Below are 20,818 nucleotides of genomic sequence, written 5' to 3'. Positions count from 1 at the left end.
CGGCGACGATCACCTTCTTGCGGCCGTTGGCGGCCAGCGCGTCGCGCACCTTCTGGTCGTCCCACGAGTTCATCGAGGTGCGTTCGAGCGTCTGCTTACCCGGGAACACGTCGAGCAGTTCGGGGTAGGTATAGCCCGAGAACGAGTCAGACTCGACCGTGGTAATGGTGGTCGGAATGTCGAAGATCTTGGCCGCCTTGGCCAGGCCGACCACGTTGTTCTTCATGGTCTGGCGGTCCATCGACTGCACGCCAAAGGCCATCTGGGGCTGATGGTCGATGAAGATAATCTGGCTGTTGTGCGGGGTCAGGACTTCCAGTTTGGCGTTCGACATAGTGTTCTCCGGTGTGTTTTGATTCAATAATTTTGAGCTTCTGTCTGGCGACACTGCTTTCGCTCTGCTGCGTTGTCGCGTCGTCCATGTGCAGAACTATAGCGGCGATAGCTTGGCTCAAAGGAATCGATTCGCCGACATGTTATTCAAATATTTTGAATTTCTGGGATTCGCCAAACGGACACTCCGGAGGTGCAGTGAGGGATGCGAACTCGGGAAGCGCCAACCGGGCACGGGTCGACCTATGGCTCTTCCCGGCCAGTTTGAGTCAGTTGGCTCCAGACTCATGATGACCGAAGCTGGCCTAACTACCCTCATTCAAGCGAGGATGGGACTGGTCTCATCCAATCGTGCCGTAGTCACTCGGGCAATCCGGCCAGCCGCAGCCCCTCCGCAAACTGGGTCAGGTCTTCTGGGCGACGGATCGGAAGCCAGTCCTTGAGATTGGAGACGCGGAGTGACGGATCGAGCGTGCGCAGGCGCTGCATCGCCTCCTTCGCTTTGTCCATGCGTCCAGCGAGCGCATGACTCGCCGCCAGAACGCCGACCGGGGCAAGGAAACTCGGTAGATTGCATTTGGCCCTTTCGGCCCAATCCGAAGCGGCGTCGAAACGTCCTGCCAGGAAATGTGCCAGCGCCATCCCAGCCTGCATCCTGAACATTTCGGGATCCAATGGACTCAAGCGAACGGCACGCGCCAAATACTCAATCGCAGCGTCTGTTTCACCGCGACAAGCGTGCAGGCACCCACACAGGGACCATGCAAGGGCGTGGTTCGGATTGAGCAGCAAAGCTCTGTCGAACAGCGCGATACCGCCGTCGAGGTCGCCGGTGAGATGCCCGAGTGCATGAGCTCCTCTCGTGAGCGCCACAGCATCGTCCCGGCCGAGCTCCACCGCCAGTCGCGCCAGGCGAGTGCCCTCGGCAATCTCCCGAGGCTGATCGGTCATCCAGCCATTCATCTTGCGCCAGATATAACACCAGGCCGCCATGCCATAGGCCGATGCGAAATCCGGATCGAGCTCGGTGGCCTTGTAGAACAAGGGCAGCGCCGCCTCGATTGATTCGCGCGTTCCGCTGTGCACCTGCGCGGTGCCGCGAAGGTAATACTCGTAGGCGCACAGGTTCTCCGTCGGCTTGCACTTGGCACGCTCGATTTCCGCCCGCTCGAGCTGCGGCGCGATGGCGCCCACCACGCTTTCCGCAACCTGGTCCTGCAGTTCGAAGATGTCGTCCAGCGTGCCTGCGAAGCGCTCCGCCCAGAGATGTGTCCCGGTCCTGGCATCGATGAGCTGCCCTGTGATGCGCACCTTGTTGCCGGTCTTGCGCATGCTGCCTTCCAGCACGTAGCGCACGCCGAGCTCGCGGCCGACGTCCTTCACCTCGACTGCGCGGCCCTTATAAGTGAAGCTCGAGTCGCTCGCGATGACGAACAGCCAGCGTATGCGCGACAGCGCAGCGATGATGTCCTCCACCACGCCGTCGGCGAAATACTCCTGCTCGGGATCGCCGCTCAGGTTCTGGAAGGGCAATACGGTAATGGAGGGTTTACCCGGAGGGAGGAGCGCAGATGGCGGCTCCCTCGATTCTCTGGAGATGTGTTCGCCGATATCGCCGACAAAGCGGAAACCCTTGCGGGCGACAGTCCTGACCAAGCGCTGTTCCCCGCCGGTGTCGCCAATGGCCTTGCGTACCGCATTGATGTGACTGGTGATCGTCGATTCCGAGACGATTCGGCCGCGCCATACCGCCTGCAGCAGGTCATCCTTGCTGACGACACGGTCGCGGTTCCTGACGAGGTGCAGCAGCAGATCGAAGACCTGCGGCCCGACAGGTACGACTTTCGCGCGATGCGAAAGCTCCCGGCGTTCCGGGTCGATCACGTAGTCTCCAAACACGAACTGCACTTGACATCCCCTGGCCGATTCGGCTCCCAAGTGGGGCAACTGGCGAACTCCGTCCATGGATGATACTGCAACCGGTGGTGAGAGCATCTCATCCCGATCGGGCAATGCTTGGACGAAAAACCAAGCTCTCCTGCACAGAAATTCAAGGTGAAGGCAAAGACCTCCCCGGAGCCCGCGGGCAATCTCCACGCACATCGACGGCAAAGGTTTGCGTCGAGAAACGGAGAGAAAACATGAAGATTGTCGTCATCGGGTGCACCGGCCTTATCGGAACGAAGCTCGTGGAGGACCTTCGCAAGCGCGGCCATGACGCGCTCACAGCCGCCCCTGACAGCGGCGTCAACACCATCACCCGCGAGGGTCTGGCCAAAGCGCTCGACGGCGCCGAGGTCGTCGTCGATGTGGCGAACGCGCCAGTATGGGAAGACAAGGCGGCCCTCGAGCTTCTCGAGACATCGAGCCGCAACCTGCTGGCTGCGAGCGCTGCCGCCGGCGTACGCCACCATGTGGCCCTGTCGATCGTTGGTAGCGAACGGCTTCCCGATTGCGGCTATTTCCAGGCGAAGGTCGCGCAGGAGAGCCTCATCAAGGCGTCCGGCATTCCCTACACCATCGTGCGTACGACGCAGTTCTACGAGTTTGTCGGCGACATTGCCCAGTCGGTTGCCCAGTTGGCCACCCTAGGCAAGGAGATTCGCTTGTCGCCGGCGCTGATCCAGCCGATCGCGTCAGCGGACGTGGCAGCGGCGCTTGCCGACGTTGCAGTCGCGCCGCCGGTCAACGGCACGGTCGAAGTCGCCGGTCCGGAGGCGATGCCGCTGGACGAACTGGTCGGGCGCTTCCTGCGGGCGACGCAGGATACGCGCAAGGTCGTGGCGGACGTCCACGCGCGCTACTTCGGTGGCCTCCTCTCCGGTCGGACGCTCACACCCGGGGAGAACCCCCGCATCGGCGCGATCCGGTTCGAGGACTGGCTCGCTCGCTACCAGGCTCAGTCCTGCTTCGCCATGCAGTCCCCTCTTTTGGCGACTGCCGGTGCGGACAACTCGGACGCGCTTGCATCGAGTTTCGCGACGAGCTATCCCGGAGTCGTCGCCTTCATCACCGTCGTGGCCGAAGGCGGCTTTTCCAAGGCCGCTGACCGGCTCGGGATCACGCGTTCCGCGGTCAGCCGCGGCATCCAGAAGCTGGAGGCGCAGATCGGCTTGCGTCTGTTGAGTCGGACGACGCGCAGCATTTCGCTCACGCGCGAAGGCGAGATTTTCCATGCCCGCTGCCAGCCCAGCGTCGTTCTCATCACACAGGCGATGGAGGACCTGCGCGATCTGCGCGACGGTCCGCCGCGAGGACGCCTGCGGGTCTCCGCTTCCGAGGGCTTCGGCCGCAAGGTGGTTGCGCCGCTGCTGTGGGGCTTCCAGGAGAAGTACCCCGACATCGAGATCGAGCTGCACCTGAGCTGCGTCGCGAGCGACTTCACGTCGGACCGCATCGACGTGTCGTTTCTCAACGGGCGCCTGGCCGACAGCCGGATCGTCGCGAAACAGATCGTCCCGATGCAGACTTTGGTGTGCGCCTCGCCCGAGTATGCGGCAAGGCGCGGAATGCCCGAGTCGCCGGACGCGGTGGTGCAGCACGACTGCATCAACGTCCGTCTGCCGTCGGGCCGCGTCTACGAATGGGAGTTCAAGGTGGAGGGGGGATCGCGCAAGCTGACTCCGCCATCGCGCCTCATGTTCAACGATGTCGGGCTAGTGCTGGAGGCCGTCCTCCAAGGCAAAGGCATCGCTCAATTGGGCGGGTACCTGATCTGCGATCTGCTGCGCGAGGGGAAACTGGTTCACTCCATGCCACAGTACGCACCCGATGACCGGGGCCACTACATCTGCTACCTGAGCCGTCAGCATCTGCCGTCGCGTATCCGCGTGTTCGTCGACCACATGACGGCAGCGATCCGGGCGCTGGACCTTCAATGCGCGGGTGCTTTCTCACCAACGCCTGATGATCGACAGGTCGCCTCGGCGCCATTGGTGCCCCTGCGGGGTCAATAGACTTGGCAGTGACTTTGGAAGGCACCTGCGGCTGCATTCCCAGAAGCCCGCAAGAAGGGCCGGTGGACTCGTGCAGCGCATTCGCCACCCGTGACCTAGGCGAAATCCTCGCCCAGGCGGGCGAGGCAATCACGGGTCACTGCGCGGTGGGCTTCGCGAGCCGGGCGACGACCTCGTCGGTCGTCCACAGCGCGTTGGCGATGTAGCGGAAGTTGATCAGCGCGCTGAGATTGCCGTCGCCCTCAGGCAGCTTCGGGGCTGCGACCGCATCACGCACGATGGCCACCTCGAAGCCTTGCTCCGCAAACTCGCGCAAGTGGGACTCCACGCACAGGTTGGCCAGCATCCCGGCGAGGACGATCTTGGTGACGCCCTGCTTGCGAAGCTGGAACGTGAGATCGTTGGTCTGCGGGCTGTAGAGCTTGTGGGGCGAAGCGACGATGGTCTTGCCGTCCTCGATGTAGGGCTTGAACTCGGGCATGAAGTCCGCGCCCGAACCGCGGAACCCATCCAGGCTCAGTGCGCTGGGCCTGTCGAAGATCTTGATCTTGTGCTGGAAGAGCTCGACGGGGGCCTGGAACTTCCATTGGTGGTCGTGCGGGTAGTAGTAGTGAGGAGAGATCGCGACGACGATGCCCGCCTTCTTCGAGGACTCGAACAGGCGCAGCAGGTTCGGCACGAGCCGTCGTTCGGTGACGGCTTCACCCACAGCGGACCAAGCGGCGCCCTTCGGGCTCATGAAGTCGATCTGGGGATCGATCACGACCAGGGCGGTGTGTTCCAGATCGAGTGTCATCGTGGGAACGGGCATGGCGCGCTCGGTCGGATCGGTGTACTGCGCAGGTTGTACCGGATGTGGATGTGCCGTGGCGGTTGCGATGCTTGCAACGGCCATCGCAAGCGCGGCCGTCCACCGAAGCGTGGCGCGGGCAACGCATCGGTGGTCATGGATCTTGAAAGGCTCCGACGACTGATGTTGGTAGTTGCTGCGTTGGGTCATGTTGGCTCCTGCGACTGGGGTGGACAACGAACACGCCGCGAGGCTCTCGATCCGATGCATCGATGCTGACGTGATGCGTTGAAATCTAGAAGCAAATGCCCGCCTGCACTAGGGGCTGGGTGCGGATAAGTCTGTTGATCGCGAAGTACCAATCGCGCTCAGCGAGAGTCCGTCAAGAATGAGCCGGCGCATCTGAAGATCCTGTCGCGCGGATGGCTGAGCTCGGTGAAGGACCCAGCGGCGCGCGCTGGATGCGTTGCCGCGACATTGGTGAAGCTCCTGCAACATCGAATTGCCCGTGATGCATATCGCACGGCGAGGAGACCATGGCTAGACTGATCGTGTCTCCACTCAGGTCTATACCCATGAAGATTGATCCCGCGCCAGTACGGCCTGGCTTCGCTGGAGTCACGCGCCGTCAGTTGTTGGTCATTGGGGCAGGCACTGCAGCAGCAGCGGCTTTGCCATTCGCAGCGACCGCTGCGCCTACTGCGCCGAATGGCGCTGAAACTCCGGAAGGAAATCCACCCATGAGCTATGTCACCACCAAAGACGGGGTCCAGATCTTCTACAAGGATTTGGGTCCCTCCAATGGCACTCCGATTGTCTTCTCGCACGGATGGCCTCTGAGCTCCGACGATTGGGACGCGCAGATGATGTTCTTCCTCTCCAAGGGCTATCGTGTCGTCGCGCACGATCGGCGCGGGCATGGCCGCTCGGCGCAAGTCTGGAACGGCCACGACATGGATCACTACGCCGACGACCTCGCCGCGGTCGTGAACCATCTCGACCTCAAGGGCGCGATCCACGTCGGCCACTCCACCGGTGGCGGCGAGGTCGTGCGCTATCTGGCTCGCCACGGCGAGAAGCGGGCCGCGAAGGCCTGCCTCATTAGCGCCGTGCCGCCGCTGATGGTCAAGACCGCTTCGAATCCCAGCGGCCTGCCGAAGGACGTGTTCGACGGCCTGCAACTGCAGACGGCCACGAACCGGGCGCAGTTCTACCGCGACCTTCCCGCCGGGCCGTTCTACGGCTTCAATCGGCCGGGCGTGAAGCCGCAGGAAGGCATCATCCAGAACTGGTGGCGCCAGGGGATGATGGGCAGCGCCAAGGCGCACTACGACGGCATCGTCGCGTTCTCGCAGACCGATTTCACCGGCGACCTGAAGAAGATCGGACTGCCGGTGCTGGTAATGCACGGCGACGACGACCAGATCGTCCCCTACGCCGATTCCGCGCCGCTGGCGGCCAAGCTGCTGAAGAACGGCACGCTGAAGACCTACAAGGGCTTCCCGCACGGCATGCCGACAACGCACGTGGACGTCATCAACGCGGACCTGCTGGCCTTTATCAAGGCCTGATTGCGTCGAATCAGTCGGCACCGTCGATGGCCGGTCCACCCTGAGTTGGAGGCCATCGACGCGACTCCCACGCTGGACGTACAGTCCTCCCTCCTGAAGACGCTCCACTGAACCCCTCTTCTTGCCCACATTGCCATGACCAAACTCACTCATGCCAACGGCGCCCCCGTTGTCGACAACTTCAACATCGAGACCGCCGGTGCGCGCGGCCCCGCGCTGCTGCAGGACATCTGGCTGCTCGAGAAGCTCGCCCACTTCGACCGCGAGGTGATCCCCGAGCGGCGCATGCACGCCAAGGGCTCCGGCGCTTTCGGCCACTTCACGGTGACGCACGACATCACGGCGTACTCGAAGGCCAGGCTCTTTTCCGGCATCGGCAAGAAGACGGACGTCTTCGTGCGCTTCTCCACGGTGGCCGGCGAGCGCGGCGCGGCGGATGCCGAGCGAGACATCCGCGGCTTCGCGGTGAAGTTCTATACCGAGGAAGGCAATTGGGACCTGGTGGGCAACAACACGCCCGTGTTCTTCCTGCGCGACCCGCTGCGATTTCCCGACCTGAACCACGCAGTCAAGCGCGACCCGCGCAGCAACCTGCGCAGCGCCCAGAACAACTGGGACTTCTGGACGCTGCTACCCGAGGCGCTGCACCAGGTGACCATCGTGATGAGCGATCGCGGCCTGCCCGATGGCTATCGCCACATGCACGGTTTTGGCAGCCACACGTTCAGCCTCATCAACGCAGACAACGAGCGGCACTGGGTGAAGTTTCACCTGCGCAGCCGGCAAGGCATCCGTAACCTCACCGACGCACAGGCCGCCGCGATCGTCGCCAACGACCGCGAGAGCGCGCAGCGCGACCTGCTCGAGGCGATCGACGGCGGCGACTTCCCGCGCTGGACGTTGTGCATCCAGGTGATGAGCGAGCAGCAGGCGCAGGTCTGCCCGTTCAATCCCTTCGACCTCACCAAGGTCTGGCCGCACGGCGACTATCCGCTAATCGAGGTGGGTGTGCTGGAGCTCAACCGCAACCCCGACAACTACTTCGCCGATGTGGAGCAGGCGGCGTTCTCGCCCGCCAACATCGTGCCGGGCATTGGTTTCTCGCCGGACAAGATGCTGCAGGGGCGGCTCTTCAGCTACGGCGATGCGGTCCGCTACCGGCTGGGCGTGAACGCGCACCAGATCCCGGTGAACGCCCCGCGCTGCCCGGTGCACAGCTATCACCGCGACGGCGCGATGCGCGTGGACGGCAACCAGGGCGGGCTGCCCGGCATCGTGCCCAGCAGCCGCGGCGAGTGGGCCGACAGCCCGCGGCTGGCGGAGCCGCCGCTGGCGCTCTCGGGCGCAGCCGCGCACTGGGACCATCGCGCGGACGAAGACTACTACTCGCAGCCGGGGGCGCTGTTCCGACTGATGTCGCCCGAGCAGAAGCTGCAGCTCTTCGACAACACGGCGCGCTCGCTCGGCAGCGCGAGCGAGGACGTGCAGCAGCGGCACATCCGCAATTGCACGATGGCCGATCGCGCCTATGGCGCAGGGGTTGCCGAGGCGCTGAAGAACCGCTAGTCAAGCACCGGGCGCGTTGGTGCAGCAAGTTGCCCAACGCGCCCGTGAAAGGCGGGGCAGAGTGCGTACGCTTATGCGCATTGGGAGGAGGGCTTGGACGACCGCTGTAGCCTGGAAGCCGCCATCTGCCCATCCGATCAGCGGAAGGCCGAATGGGTCGGTAGTTGCCTCTGGCGCCCGCGTACCCATGCGCGGGTGGGCCTACGTCGGAATCCGGCCATTTTGAGACTCTCGCCACCGCCCGCCTCACCCACGCCGCGTGCCGTGGGACTATCGCGCCTCGGTCGATTCGCGCTCGAACTCGCGGATCACCGGGTTGCCAAGGATGGCATCCCTCCCCGCCTCGATCAGGCGATCGACGTCCCTCTCGGGCAGACGAAGTCTGGTCGGCACATCGTTCAGACTTGCAGCACGCTCCTTGTCGAGGGCTTCAAACGAGATCCGCGTGACGAAGAATTCGACTTCGTTGCACCGCCAGCCTGGGCGGCGTGCAGCGATCTCCTGCTGCCGAGAATGCGGCATGCCACATCGATACGCCACGAGGTCGTCGCGCCACTGCTGCATCATGGGAACGAAGGCGTCATAGCTCATTCGGACGTTGGTCCCCATTGCCGCGTCGATGGCCGCGCTAGCGACTTCGATTCCGGATGGGCCATCCTGGCTTCGGTTCCAATCGCCGCGCGGGCCGTGACCGGCGTCAACAACGATGAACAGTAGCCGTCGCACATTGATCGCGTCGTTCTCGCTCATGGGGCCGTAAGCCGTGCCCAGCAGCAGGCGCGATTGCAAAATGGTGGCCAAGCCGTAGTTGTCGGTCACCCCGCCGTCGACCAGCTTGATGTACTTTCCCTTCGAAGTGTCCCGGAGACCGCGAACGGCGTTTGCCAACGCGCCAAACAGCAGCGATTGCCCAGGCGCCTGGGCCTTGTCAAGGTCCGGCAGCGGTGCACTGCAAGCCTCGGGATGCTTTTGAAGGACGATCGGTGCGAAGAAGAGCGGGACCGCCATGGATGCGGCGACGGCCTCGGAAACGGGAAAGCTCGCGAGATCACTGCATAGCGCATCGAATGCCTGCTGGCTGAACGGGAACGCGACCCGGTAGTAGACGTTCGTGGCGTTGATCCAAACGATTGGCTTGCCGCGGTGGAACATGTCGGCGTACGTCGCGCCCTTGAACACGTCTTCGTCGAGCCATGTCCTGAGATCTTCCCGATCGTTGAGCCCCCCCGCGAAGAGGCGCGCAAGGTTGACCGGATTCAGGAGGCTGAAGCGAAGTCCCGCCTCTCCGTCCTTCAAGAGCACTGATCGAAAGGTCGCCAGGCTGGCCTTGCCGTGCAGACCGTAGTACGCAGCGGTGATGGAGCCTCCGGACACGCTGCTAATGAATGCGACGTTGTCGAGCAAAGACGCGCCCCCAGGACCTCTCATGGCGTCAAGCCCCTGCAGCGCGCCGAAGGCGAAGGCTGCGGCTCGCGTGCCACCGCCAGAGAACGACATGGCGACGGTTGTCTGGCCGGCGACGTCGGTGGCTTCTCGCATGGCCGCGGATGCGCTGCCAGCCGCGGCCTGAGGCAGATTGCGCGGAGCATTGTGAGGAAGCGACCCGCAGGCACTGAGTCCCGCAAATAGAAGCAGCATCAGAGTGCGGTAGGCCCTGCCGCAGGCGTGTCGCTCTCTCCCTGTCTCCCCCATTCGCCAAGGCAGACTGCTCTTGCGCCGAAGAGTGTAGTGATGTCGAAACTTCTGCATTGGACTAGGTCAGGCGTCTATGTGCTGGAGGGCATATTTCGATACTCGGTCGCATGCGTGCGCGCGGCGGGCGTCGAGGTGGCGGGCGGTTGTTTGCGATTGCTCGCCGCTGCGGCCCTGCATGCGCAATTTGCATGCGGACTTTGCAGCATGCGCCGGTGCATTCACGAGAGCTTGAAGAGTACTCAATGACCGGCGACCTGGCCGCCATCGACATGCAGAATTTCGCCTGTCACGAACGGCGCCGAATCCAGATACAGGATCGCTTCGACGATGTCGCTCATTTCGCCCATGCGGCCCATTGGATGCAACGCGCCGAATTTCGTGTACAAGTCCGGGGGAAACATCGGAGTCTTGATCATTCCCGGTGAGACCGCATTCACGCGGATGCCGCGCTTCGCATATTCGATCGCAAGCGCGCGAGTGGCCGCCGCGATTCCGCCCTTCGTCAGCGACGCCATAGCCGCCGGCAAGGCTTCCATCGCGTGGTCGACGAGGCTCGCCGTGACGTTGACGATGTGCCCGCTCGATTGCTTCTCCATTTGAGCCAGCGCGAGCTGCGTGATATAGAAAAAGCCCGCCAGGTTCACATTGATCAATGACGTGAAGTCTTCGGCCGTGTATTCGGCGAAAGGCTTCGCGATGAAAATGCCGGCATTGTTCACTAGCGTGTCGACACGCCCAAAGCGTTTGATCGTTTCATCGATCACACGGCGCGCGGTAGCGGGTTCGCCGATATCGCCTGCCACGGCCAACAGGTCGGTGTCGTCAGTCGCTTTGATGGAGCGGGCCGTTGCGACAACGTGGTGCCCCCGGCAGCGAAATGCTTTGACCGCCTCCGCTCCCATGCCTTGCGAAGCGCCGGTGATGACAATGACCTTTTGTTGGTTGCTCATGCTACCCCTCCTCCAGTTGCGGGTTGACGCGGTGCAGTCCCGGGCTCAAAAACCTCAGAACCGCTCAGTAAACGTCGGCGCGGCTATGCGCGGTTATCGTCGCCGACAGATGTTCCTGTTCAACGATGGGACGAGCGTATACATGTGGTACGCGTTGGCTCCGAATTAGTCCAGTGGCGCGGCCTGTCGACGGATACTTTTGAAGGTACGAGCATTCGGAAGACATACAGTAAGCCTTCACAAACGTCCGACGCAGGAGTCCGGATCGATTCGCGTGATCGCCTGTGCCGCACAGCGGCGTGTGCCCTGCAGTGAACAGCCTTCGACGCCATGGCCCACCTCGTGCATACCCAGGGACGTGTACCAGTCACCAGTAGCGAGACAACACGGGCGACCAGAGAGCCTGCCCCGAGGGCCTCAGGCCGCTTCCCGAGCGACAGCGAGATAGGCGTGGATCTGCGACACAACCGCTGCGCCCTCGCCCACCGCAGTGGCCACGCGCTTGGTCGAGCCGGAGCGGACATCGCCGATGGCGAAGACGCCCGACACGCAGGTTTCCAGCGTATTGGACTGCAGCCCGGCGTCTATGCCGGTCAGCACGAACCCCTTGGCATCTACCCCCACATCGCAGCCGTCCAGCCACGATGTGTTCGGCTGCGCGCCAGTAAACAGGAACACGTGCTGCACCCGCATCGTCATCTGCGTGCCCATGCAATCACGCAGGGTTACGCCTGTCAGCCGCGTATTGCCTTCGAGGTCCACCACTTCGGTGCGGGCATGGACCGTGATGTTGCGCTGCGCGGCGATGCGGTCGATCAGGTAGCGCGACATGCTGGTGTCGAGGCTATCACCGCGAATCACAACGTGGACGTGCGCGACATGGGCACCCAGGAACACGGCGGCCTGGCCGGCGGAATTGCCGCCACCCACCAGCATGACTTCCCGGTTGGCGCAGAGCTTGGCTTCCACCGGCGACGCCCAGTAGTAGACGCCACTCCCTTCGAACTCGGCCCGGCGCGGAATCGGCGGCCGACGGTACGCGGCGCCGCTGGCGATGATGACGGTACGCGCCTGGATCGTATCGCCGGCCCGCGTACGCAACTGGTGTACGGCGCCGCAATCGAGCCGTTCGATTTCCGTGGGAAAGGCGATGTGCGCGCCGAACTTCTGCGCCTGCGCATAAGCATTGGTGGTAAGCGCATGGCCCGAAATGCCAGCGGGAAATCCCAGGTAGTTCTCGATGCGCGCGCTGGCACCGGCCTGACCGCCCGGCGACAACGCATCGAGTACGATCACGGGCAACCCTTCCGACGCCGCATAGACTGCCGCCGCCAGCCCGGCCGGGCCCGCGCCGATGATCGCCACATCATAGATCCGGCTGCCATCGATATGCGGCAGCAACCCCAGGCACGACAGCACCTGCGTGGTATCGGGACGGCGCAGCACCGCGCCATTGGGGCCGATGACGAGCGGCAGATCGTCATCGGTGGCATCGAACTTGCCGGGCATTTCCGCCGCTTCAGCATCGGCGTCGATATCAACCACCGAGTACGGATAGTTGTTACGCTGCAGGAGCGCCTGCAGGTCGGACATGACCGGATCGCTCCCACGGCCGATCAGCGTCGGCCCGCGTCCACGCTGGATCAGCGCCGTGCGGCGCAGCATCATCGCCTGCATGATCAACTCGCCGAGCGCGGCCTCGGCTACGATCAGCGCGCGCAAGCACGCCGGGCGCACGACGATGGCGCGCACATCCTCGATGGCGATGCCGTCGACGAGTTCGGGCGTGCCAGAAAGCTGGCCGATTTCGGCCAGAAAATTTCCGGGCCCGTGCTCAGAGGCCAGAGCGCTGTCACCGATGCCATCGCGCTGCACGATGCGCACACGCCCTTCGATGACGAGGATCATGCCATTGGCCGGATCCCCGGTACGTACCACGTAGTCGCCGGCCTGCCAGGTCTGTTCCCGGCCATAGGGCGCGATGCGCGCGATATCGGCGGCAGATAAGTGCGGATACATCTGCCGCTGGTGCAAGACTACGACGGCCGGGGCCGCTTCCGGCACGGCGCCGGATGCATCGGCGGACGACTTGTGTTGGGCGGAGATGTCCATGGCGGATGGATGTGGTGGTCTGCCTTGCGTGCAAGCGTAGCAGTCCAGTCCTCGAAACGCAGTCATGCACCGGGCGTGCCATGGCAAGACTTGCGTATAGGAGGCGCGTCGGAACGGAGGGGCGAAGCATCGCTAGCCGCATGCGGCAAATGCGGCGATCGCCTTCTTGACGTCACTCGAGATTGGGCTTGTCGAGCCCGAACGCCTTGCCGGACGAACTTCTTGGTCAGTTCAGAGGACTGCTGCAAGTAGTTAAGGCGTTGCATCATGATTCTCTGCTGGCAGTTGACTAGAAGTTGAGCTCACCGAGGCTGCGCGGCTTTATTTGCCTCGGGGTCGGCTTGGACGGAATAATACGCTTCGACAGACCACGCGGTAGTGCTCTCACGGTACCCACTCTGTTGTCGCATCGGCACCAATCGCAGCGTTTTGTATGCTGCAACATTCGCGCAACCGTCCTTGAGACGCGCGAACGCGCCAACAACGCATCTCCGCAATAGAAAGATTCAAAAACGGACCCTCGTGCGCGCGAAGGCGTCGATTGCGTCTTGCGAGCAGGCACGCTGCAGGACTCATCGATGGTAGGCAGGCAGGTCGCGCTGCTGGAGCAGGTGACCGTCGCCAGCCCCGGCTATCTCAAGAAATATGGCGAGCCGGCCGACTTGCAGGCACTGGCGGCGCATCGGGCCGTGAACTACATGTCCAGCGCGACCGGCAAGGCCGTTCCGCTCGAATTCACCGTGAACGGCCAGGTGACGCCGGTCCAGCTTCCTGCGGTCGTTTCGGTGACCGGCGCCGACCTCTACACCGGCGCGGCCGTAGCCGGGCTGGGGCTGGTGCAGGTGCCCCGCTACCGGGTGGCCGCGGAACTGGTGTCGGGTCGCTTGAAAATTGTCCTGCGGGACTTCCCGTGCCCGCCGATGCCTGTCTCCGTCCTGTATTCGCAGAATCGCCAGCTCTCGTCGCGGGTTCGGGTCTTTGCACAATGGCTGCGCGAGATCTTTGCAGCAGGAGACGACACCTAAGCGCGGATGACGCTGAACCTTAGAGCCTGCCATTGAAGCAGCGCTGGACGCAGCAGCAGCGGGTCGGCTACGACCCATTCTCCTCTCGGATCAAACGGCTGTTCGTCGACCGACTGAGACATCCGTAAAGCCCTATACAGCACATTGTGCAGCCGGCGAGCCCTGTTGCACGCAGACGTGACTGAGGAGCAACCGGTACGTTTGCTCAATCCGCGTCCGCGGGCTATTCCTCCACGTAGCCCTTGCGCAGCTTCTCCGCCACCAGCTTGTCCGCCTCGCGCCGGGCCCGCTCGGCGCTGTCGAACGCCTTCACGATGGTCTGCCCTGCGCTGCCGATGCGGCCGTAGGTGACGCAGAGTTCCGCCCCGCGCACGCTGGCACGCCAGAACTTGCGCGAGGTGCCTTGCTCGAAGCGAAGCGTCCGCACCAGGTCCGCCACTGCAGCCGATGCCGTCGCCGCGTCCGTCCGGACCTCATTGCCTGGCTCTGCGCCCTGCGCCGTCACCGGCGTCGTCAACGGCGCCGGCATGTCGACCTCCACGTCCAGTGCGCGGTCCTCGCCGCTCGCCAGCATGGCCTCGATGCGGGCCAGCACCGCGTGCCGGTCGTCGAGCCAGTCCTTGCCGGGGATGTCCAGCACCCGCCAGCCGAAGCTGCGCAGGATGCCGGGGCGGAACACGTAACGCTCGGCGGTGTCGGTCACCGCCTCGGACGGCGTATCGAGCAGGATCGCCAGCGCATAGCCCTGTCCCGACGGATCGGCGATGGCCAGGTCGCAGCGGAACTGCGAGCGGCCGACGTTGGCGTGCACCTGGTGGCCGCGCGCGCGCAAGGCCTCGGCCAGTGCGTCGCGGATGCTGTCCGGCGTGGCCTCGCGCGTGAAGGCGTCGCGCGCGCCCGGGTTCAGCGCGCCGAGCACGGCCTGGGCGCGTTCGAACTGGCCGCGCGCGCTGGCCTGCGCGAACTGCAGGAATGCGCGCAGTGCGGCCGCGCCGTCGTTGTGCACGTTGGTGATCGCCTCGGCCTGGATCGTCGACACTACCGCCATCCGATGGCGTGCGCGGCTGAAGATCACGTTCAGGCGCTTCTCGCCGCCGCGCTGGTTGATCGGGCCGAAGTTCATCATCATCTTGCCGTCAGGTCCCGGCGCGTAGCAGATGCTCAGGATGATCACGTCGCGCTCGTCGCCCTGCACGTTCTCCAGGTTCTTGACGAACAGCCCGTTGAACTGGTCGTCGTCCTCGCGCACGTATTCGCGCTCGAGGCGCATCGCAAAGTCCGCGTCCTCGGCGGCCAGCGCCTCGAGCGCCGACTCGATGGCACCCTGCTGCGCCTCGGAAAACGCCACGATGCCCAGGCTCAGCCCGGTCTCGCGGCGCAGCAACTCGCGCACGGTCCGGGCGATGTAGCCCGCCTCGGGCGCATTGCGGCGCTCGGCGTAGACGCCGTCGGCCAGCCGGTGGAAGCTGACCGGCCGCGCCAGCAGCGCGTCCGCGCCCGCGATGCCGGCATCGTCATGGTCCGAGCGCAATGGCTCGGCCTCGTCCTCCGCCTGTTCCAGCACGCGGTCGGGGATGGTGACGAGGCGCCCGTCGTAGAACGCCGCGTTGGAAAAACTGATCAGCGACTCATGGCGGCTGCGGTAGTGCCACGCCAGCAGCGTGGCGGGCAGGTTGCGCGCGGCCTGGTTCAGCAGGCTGTCGGAATCGAGGTTGATCGCGATGCGCTCGCCCTCCTCTTCCACGACGATCTCGTCGTCGCCCTCGGCGCCACCGGCGGTGAAGAAGCTCGTCGGCGGCAACTGCATCTCGTCGCCGACCACCACCACCTGGCGCGCGCGGCTCAGCGCGGGCACGGCTTCCTCGGTCGGAATCTGGCTGGCCTCGTCGAAGATCACCACGTCGAACAGGTCCGGCGACAGTGGCAGCGTGTCGGACACCGACAGCGGGCTCATCAGCCAGACCGGCTTCAGGTCGTTGATGACGAGGCCGGTTTCGTCGTCGGCAAGGTCGCGGATCGAGCGGTGGCGCATGCTCTTGCCGAACTCGTGCTCGAGTTCGCGGCGCCCGGTGGCGTATTGCTTCTTGAACGCCTTGCTGTCGGCATCCAGCATCGTAGCCGACAGCGAGGACACGCGCACGTGCTCGGCGAACTGCTTGTGCTGCGTGGCGCGCACCACTTGTGCGTTCAACGCGAGCAGCTCGCGCTGCCCCTGCGCCACGGCACGCGCGGCCTGCGCCAGCGCCGCACCCCCAAAGCGCGCCAGCACCGGGTTCTCGCGCGCGAGACGGCGCAGCGCCTCGTCGGCCACCATGGCCTCCAACTGCTCCGGTGCGTGATCCAGCCACTGCAGCGTGGCAGCACAGGCGGGGTCGCCCGCATGCACCGCGCGCAACAGCGGCAACAGGTCTGGCAGGTCGTCCAGCGCTTCGCGCAGGTCGCGCAGCAGTTCGGCGATGCCGCCAAGGCGCGCGTCGGCGGCCAGCGTCAGCCCGTCGCGCACGCGCTGCGCGAGCTTCTCCAGTGCCTCGCGCGCACCGGCCTCGGCGCGCGCCGCCGCGACCGGATCGACGGCCTGGCGCAGGTGCGCGACCAGCTCGCGCGGGCCAGCGCCCGACTGCAGGCGCTGCTCGAGTTCCGCAAGCGCGCGCAGGAAGGCTTGCATCTCGTTCACGCCGTAGCGCCGGCGGCTGTCGGCATCGGCCGCCGCCAGCGCCGCGCTTGCAGCGTGCTCGGCGGCCAGCGCTTCCAGCACCTTGCCGTAGCCCGGATGAACGGCGTGCTTGCCGAAGTCATAGCGGCGCTTCAGTTCGCCGCGCAACCGCCACCAGGCTGGCTGCAGCCAGCGCGCGAACGACGGCTCCAGCCGCCGCGCGAGCGCCAGCGCCGAGTCGGTGTCGCCGGGGCTGAGCTTGTCCTGCCAGTTCGAGGTTGCGGCTTGCGCGTCGGCGAGTGCCTGCGCGCGCGTCTCCAGCGCCGCGCGGACCTCGCGCAGCGCGGCTTGCGCCGGCGAGGTCGGATCGAGCAGGTCCAGGTGTGCGGCAAGGCCCGTATCGAGCAGCCATTGGCTGTCGGCGGCATTCGCGCGTGCCTGTTCCAGGCCAGTGTCCTGGCTGGACAGGCTCGCAGTGCTGTCCAGCAGCGGGTCGAGCGCATCGAACAGCGCCTCGGCGTCATTACACAACTGCTCGGCGCGGCCATACGCGCGCTCGTCGGCCAGCAACTGGGCAGACAAGCGCGCGAACGGATGCGCGGCCAGGCTGTCGAGACCAAAGCGCTCGCGCATCGCGCGGTGCACGCGGTGCGCGAGATCGCGCTGACGATCCCATGCGGCCAGCGCCGGCAGGCGCTCGCGCAGGGCAGGCCCCGCATCCGGCACGGCAGGCAGTGCGGTCACGCGGCGCAACAGTGCACGCACGCTGTCGCCGAGCGCCTCGGGCGTGGCGGCCATTGCCGACTCGAATGCGTCGATACGCTGCTGGTGTGTGGCCAGCGTCTCCGCCAACTGCGTGCGGCGCGCCGCCAGCGCGTCGCCGTCGTGCGGCTGCGCGATCCACTGCTCGTAGCAGGCGCGCAGGTCGGCGATGAAAGCCTTCTTGTCGGTCTGCGAGTCGTGGATCAGGCAGCACAGCGGGTCCAGCCCTCTTTGCTTGAGCCGATGGAACACCACGTCGAGCGCGGCGCGCTTCTCGCAGACGAACAGCACGCGCTTGCCGCGACCGGCGTAGTCGGCGATCAGGTTGGTGATGGTCTGCGACTTGCCCGTGCCCGGCGGGCCCTGGATGATGAAGCTGCGCTGGCCGCGCGCCAGGCCGACCGCGGCGTTCTGGGTCGCATCGGCCGCCACCACGTTCCATTGCTCGTCCGGTGCGACCGGCGCGGGCGCTTCTGTCTCCACGTCGCGCGGCTCGATCGAGAACACGCGGTCGAACGCCGGGTTGGCGCCAGGCTCGTCCAGCAACTGCGCGTAGTCGCGCACCAGCGACATCTTGCGATAGTTGAAATTGGCGAGCGTCACCTGCGTCAGGTCCAGGTCCCAGGCATAACGGTGGCCTTCGGACTGCTCCAGCACGTAGCCCTGGCGCTCTTCGCTTTGCGCCGCAGCGGGGCCGCTCATGTGCGGCTGGCGTGGGCCGGCGCCCGGCGCAGCGCCAGCTTCGAAGCGCTGCGGCAGCTCGCTCGGCCGCACCCAATGCTCATACAGCGCGCGCCCCAGCGGCCGGTAGTCATCCTGCGCGTAGCTGTACGGCGGCAGCCAGCCGCCGGCGCGCGCGGCGGCGCTGCCCGGCCTGCGGCGCTGGAACTGCTGCATCCGCTGCAGCGCCTTCTGCCGCACCAGCCGCACTGCGGCCTTGTCAACGAGGCGCAGCTCCACCGAGGGCTCGGAGCGGCGAATCTGCGCGAGGATGTCGGCATGGATCTCCTCGATCGAGGTCTTGCCGAGATCCACTGTCTCGTCCAGCCGGATGTCGTAGAGCTGGCTCAGGTAGTGGCGCAGCACCGGGTTGAATTCGGCCTCGCCGCCGGAACACTGGATCACGTACTGGTCGCGCACGCCCTTGCGTTTGACCAGCTCCACCGGCAACCACAGCAGCGGCGTCACGATGCGCTCGTCCGGCGCCTCTTTCAGGTTGTGCCAGCGCAGGAACGCCACTACCAGGCGCAGGTTGCTGAAGCCGTACTCGGCGCGGTCGCGGCGCGTCTCGGCGATCAGGCGGTCGAGCGACGCCGGCAGGTATGGCTGGTCGTCAAAGCGCAGCCAGCGCTGCAGCGACACCGGCTTGCCCGCCACCAGGTCGGCGGCGAACGGTCCGCCCCAGGTGCAGATGTGCTCGGGCCGCACGCTTTCGATCTGCAGCATCAGCGGCACGCTGGCCACGGTGACGTTGACGCTGGCCGCGGTCGGACGGAAATGCAGCAGGCGGTTGCGCCGCGAGAGATCGAACAGGCGGTCGCGCAGGTGCGTGAGCACGGCCGCGCGGCGCGGCGTGGCACCGGTCGTGCCGGCCAGCGCGCGCTCCACGTCCAGGCCCGGCGGCTGCTCACGCCACGTGCGCAGCCGGGTGGCCAGCGCGGCGACATCGGTGGCGCGGTCGTGGCGGTTGATCTCGGTCATCTCGACGATCACCGACGCAACGATCGGATGCAAGCGCTCGTGCAGCAGGAACAGGTTGCGGCGGTTCGCCACGAAACTGCGCAGGTCGTCCTCGTCGTCGAAGTCCAGGCCGCAGGCCAGGCTCGCGAGCACCATGCCGAGCAGGAAGACGTCGCCGATCTCGTCGTGGTGGCCGACCAGGCGTTCCCAGCTGGCCGGTCCGGGCAGGTATACCGGGCGTTCGATGGGCGCCGTAGCGTCAAGCTGCAGCGCCAGGTCGGCCTGGTCGCGCTGTCCGTCATCGGCGTGGCCGAGCTGCAGCGCGCCGACGATGTTCAGGCCCGAGGCCGGATGCGGCTGCACGCGATGCACCGCGCCGATGTCCATGACGGGCGTCTCGCCATCGGGGCGCCGCAGGCGCAGCCCGTCGTCCTCGTCCACCAGAATGCTGTCTGGATCCAGCGCGGCCACCCTGCCCTGCGCGTGCAGCGCGGCGACCTGCCCGAACAGTGGCAGCACCAGCACCAGGACGTCGTCGGTCGGCAGCGCCGCGCCCGCCTGCGCGTCGACCAGCGCGCGCAGCGTGCGCGGTTCGCTGCTGCTAGTCATACCCGAAATGGTGTTCGTGCCGTGGGTCGTGCTGTCAGTCATGCCCGGCCCTCCCTGGCCAGTTCGCGTTGGAGTTGGCGCTGGAAGCGGTCCAGCTCGCGCTTGCCGAAGCCGGCGTCGCGGCGCAGATTGCCTTGCAGCGCTTCCAGGCTGCCGAGCGCCTGCGCCACCTGGCCGGCGCGCAGCAGCGCCGCGTCCTGCTGGTCGGGGTCGGCGAGCGCCAGGTCCATCATCAGCGCGTTAAAGTAGCCGCGCACGCTGTCGTCGGCCACGTCCGCGCCCAAGGCATCGAGGCCGATCACCGGTTCGTCGTCGCGCCAGTCGGGGAACATCATCCGCACCTGCGCGAGCACCGCGTCGCTCGCCAGCGCCGTGCCGGCGAGGAAGTGGGCCAGGAAGCCGCGTGTCAGCGCCTGCAACCGGACTTGTCCCGGCAGGTCCAGCTTCTCCAGCGCCAGCGTGCCGTGCAGCCGGGTCTCGATCCACGGATCGAGACCGGCCGCGCCTTCCCACCACAGCGCCAGCGCGCGGGCGCGGATGAAGGTCTCGGGATGGCTGTGCGCGGCGCTTGCGCCCGCTTCGTGGGATTCGATCTCGGCCGCCTGGCGCAGATAGGCGGCCGCGTCCACGCTGCCCATGCCGGTCTGCACCTTGACCAGCGTCGACACGGCCGGCGCCACCGCGCCGGCGGCCACGGCGCCGCCTCGGTCGGCGAACAGCTCGGTGTGCAGCGCGTAGCGGCGCCAGGTCTCGCGATGGCTGGCGCTGGCGCCGGGCGCGGCCAGCGCGTCGTTCAGGATGCGGTCGGCCACCAGGAACTGGCCGTCGTCGCGCGACCACAGCAGGTAGTGGGCCAGCTCATGGCCGAATACCGCCAGCAACTCCGGCGGCGACAGCAGTTCCAGCAGCGGCCCCTGCAGGATGATGTGGACCTCGCCCGGCACGTAGGCCAGCGAGGCGTTCATGTCCTGGCCCGGGGACTGGTATAGCGTCGTAAAGTGGACCCACGATTTGAGACAGTGATCAGGCGGTGGTTTAAGCTGTCGTCCTTGACGGGATGATGGCGAATGAGTGAAGGCAAGAAGCGCAAGGTACACACGGCGGAATTCAAGGCCA

At 65.6% G+C, this 20,818-nt stretch carries 11 protein-coding genes and 1 pseudogene; 4 read left to right on the top strand and 8 right to left on the bottom strand.

Annotation, left to right across the window (positions count from 1 at the left end; genetic code table 11):
* Positions 1 to 334 (bottom strand): isochorismatase family protein (locus tag DN412_RS38710; RefSeq protein WP_115216376.1); only part of this gene is annotated, 334 nt, incomplete at its 3' end.
* A gap of 359 nt (positions 335 to 693) precedes the next feature.
* Positions 694 to 2,241 (bottom strand): winged helix-turn-helix domain-containing tetratricopeptide repeat protein, encoded by a 1,548-nt coding sequence (locus DN412_RS38705; RefSeq protein ID WP_115216375.1) that lies wholly within the window; start codon positions 2,239 to 2,241, stop codon positions 694 to 696.
* A gap of 233 nt (positions 2,242 to 2,474) precedes the next feature.
* Here DN412_RS38705 and DN412_RS45770 point away from each other — a divergent pair, with 233 nt between their 5' ends.
* A complete protein-coding gene (locus DN412_RS45770; protein WP_341868103.1) occupies positions 2,475 to 4,289 on the top strand; it encodes a LysR substrate-binding domain-containing protein in 1,815 nt (604 codons plus the stop codon).
* Between the two features lie 136 nt (positions 4,290 to 4,425).
* Here DN412_RS45770 and DN412_RS38690 read toward each other — a convergent pair whose 3' ends face one another.
* On the bottom strand, positions 4,426 to 5,289 hold the full coding sequence (locus DN412_RS38690) for a cysteine hydrolase family protein (RefSeq protein ID WP_115216374.1): 864 nt from the start codon (positions 5,287 to 5,289) through the stop codon (positions 4,426 to 4,428).
* 530 nt (positions 5,290 to 5,819) lie between these two features.
* On the opposite strand from DN412_RS38690, the gene DN412_RS38685 reads away from it, so the two are divergent.
* Both DN412_RS38685 and DN412_RS38680 read left to right on the top strand, forming a co-directional pair.
* A complete protein-coding gene (locus DN412_RS38685) occupies positions 5,820 to 6,650 on the top strand; it encodes an alpha/beta fold hydrolase (protein WP_115216373.1) in 831 nt (276 codons plus the stop codon).
* Positions 6,651 to 6,785: 135 nt separating this feature from the next.
* Positions 6,786 to 8,216, top strand: a complete 1,431-nt coding sequence (locus DN412_RS38680; protein ID WP_115216372.1) for a catalase — start codon at positions 6,786 to 6,788, stop codon at positions 8,214 to 8,216.
* Between the two features lie 270 nt (positions 8,217 to 8,486).
* On the opposite strand, the gene DN412_RS38675 is transcribed toward DN412_RS38680, so the two are convergent.
* The 3 genes from DN412_RS38675 to DN412_RS38665 form a co-directional block, all read right to left on the bottom strand.
* Positions 8,487 to 9,755 carry a patatin-like phospholipase family protein gene (locus tag DN412_RS38675; RefSeq protein ID WP_115216371.1) on the bottom strand — a complete coding sequence of 423 codons (1,269 nt, stop codon included), beginning with the start codon at positions 9,753 to 9,755 and terminating at the stop codon, positions 8,487 to 8,489.
* 395 nt (positions 9,756 to 10,150) lie between these two features.
* A complete protein-coding gene (locus DN412_RS38670) occupies positions 10,151 to 10,861 on the bottom strand; it encodes an SDR family NAD(P)-dependent oxidoreductase (protein ID WP_115216370.1) in 711 nt (236 codons plus the stop codon).
* A gap of 417 nt (positions 10,862 to 11,278) precedes the next feature.
* A complete protein-coding gene (locus DN412_RS38665) occupies positions 11,279 to 12,973 on the bottom strand; it encodes an FAD-dependent oxidoreductase (RefSeq protein WP_115216369.1) in 1,695 nt (564 codons plus the stop codon).
* A 524-nt stretch (positions 12,974 to 13,497) separates the two neighbouring features.
* Between DN412_RS38665 and DN412_RS38660 the strand changes: the two are divergent.
* Positions 13,498 to 13,998 (top strand): annotated as a pseudogene (locus tag DN412_RS38660) (LysR substrate-binding domain-containing protein); the annotation flags it as partial.
* A 223-nt stretch (positions 13,999 to 14,221) separates the two neighbouring features.
* Here DN412_RS38660 and DN412_RS38655 read toward each other — a convergent pair.
* Both DN412_RS38655 and DN412_RS38650 read right to left on the bottom strand, forming a co-directional pair.
* Entirely contained in the window at positions 14,222 to 19,744 is a 5,523-nt protein-coding gene (locus tag DN412_RS38655) for an AAA domain-containing protein (RefSeq protein WP_115216368.1), read from the bottom strand.
* Positions 19,741 to 20,667 (bottom strand): M48 family metalloprotease, encoded by a 927-nt coding sequence (locus DN412_RS38650; RefSeq protein ID WP_244223026.1) that lies wholly within the window; start codon positions 20,665 to 20,667, stop codon positions 19,741 to 19,743. Before DN412_RS38650 ends, DN412_RS38655 begins: the two co-directional genes overlap by 4 nt.
* Positions 20,668 to 20,818 lie beyond the last annotated feature (151 nt).

Origin of the sequence: Cupriavidus lacunae (assembly GCF_003353055.1) — a bacterium.
Taxonomy (GTDB): Bacteria; Pseudomonadota; Gammaproteobacteria; order Burkholderiales; family Burkholderiaceae; genus Cupriavidus; species Cupriavidus lacunae.
Note: the sequence above shows the minus strand (reverse complement) of the source record. Positions and strands in the feature narration are given on the sequence as shown.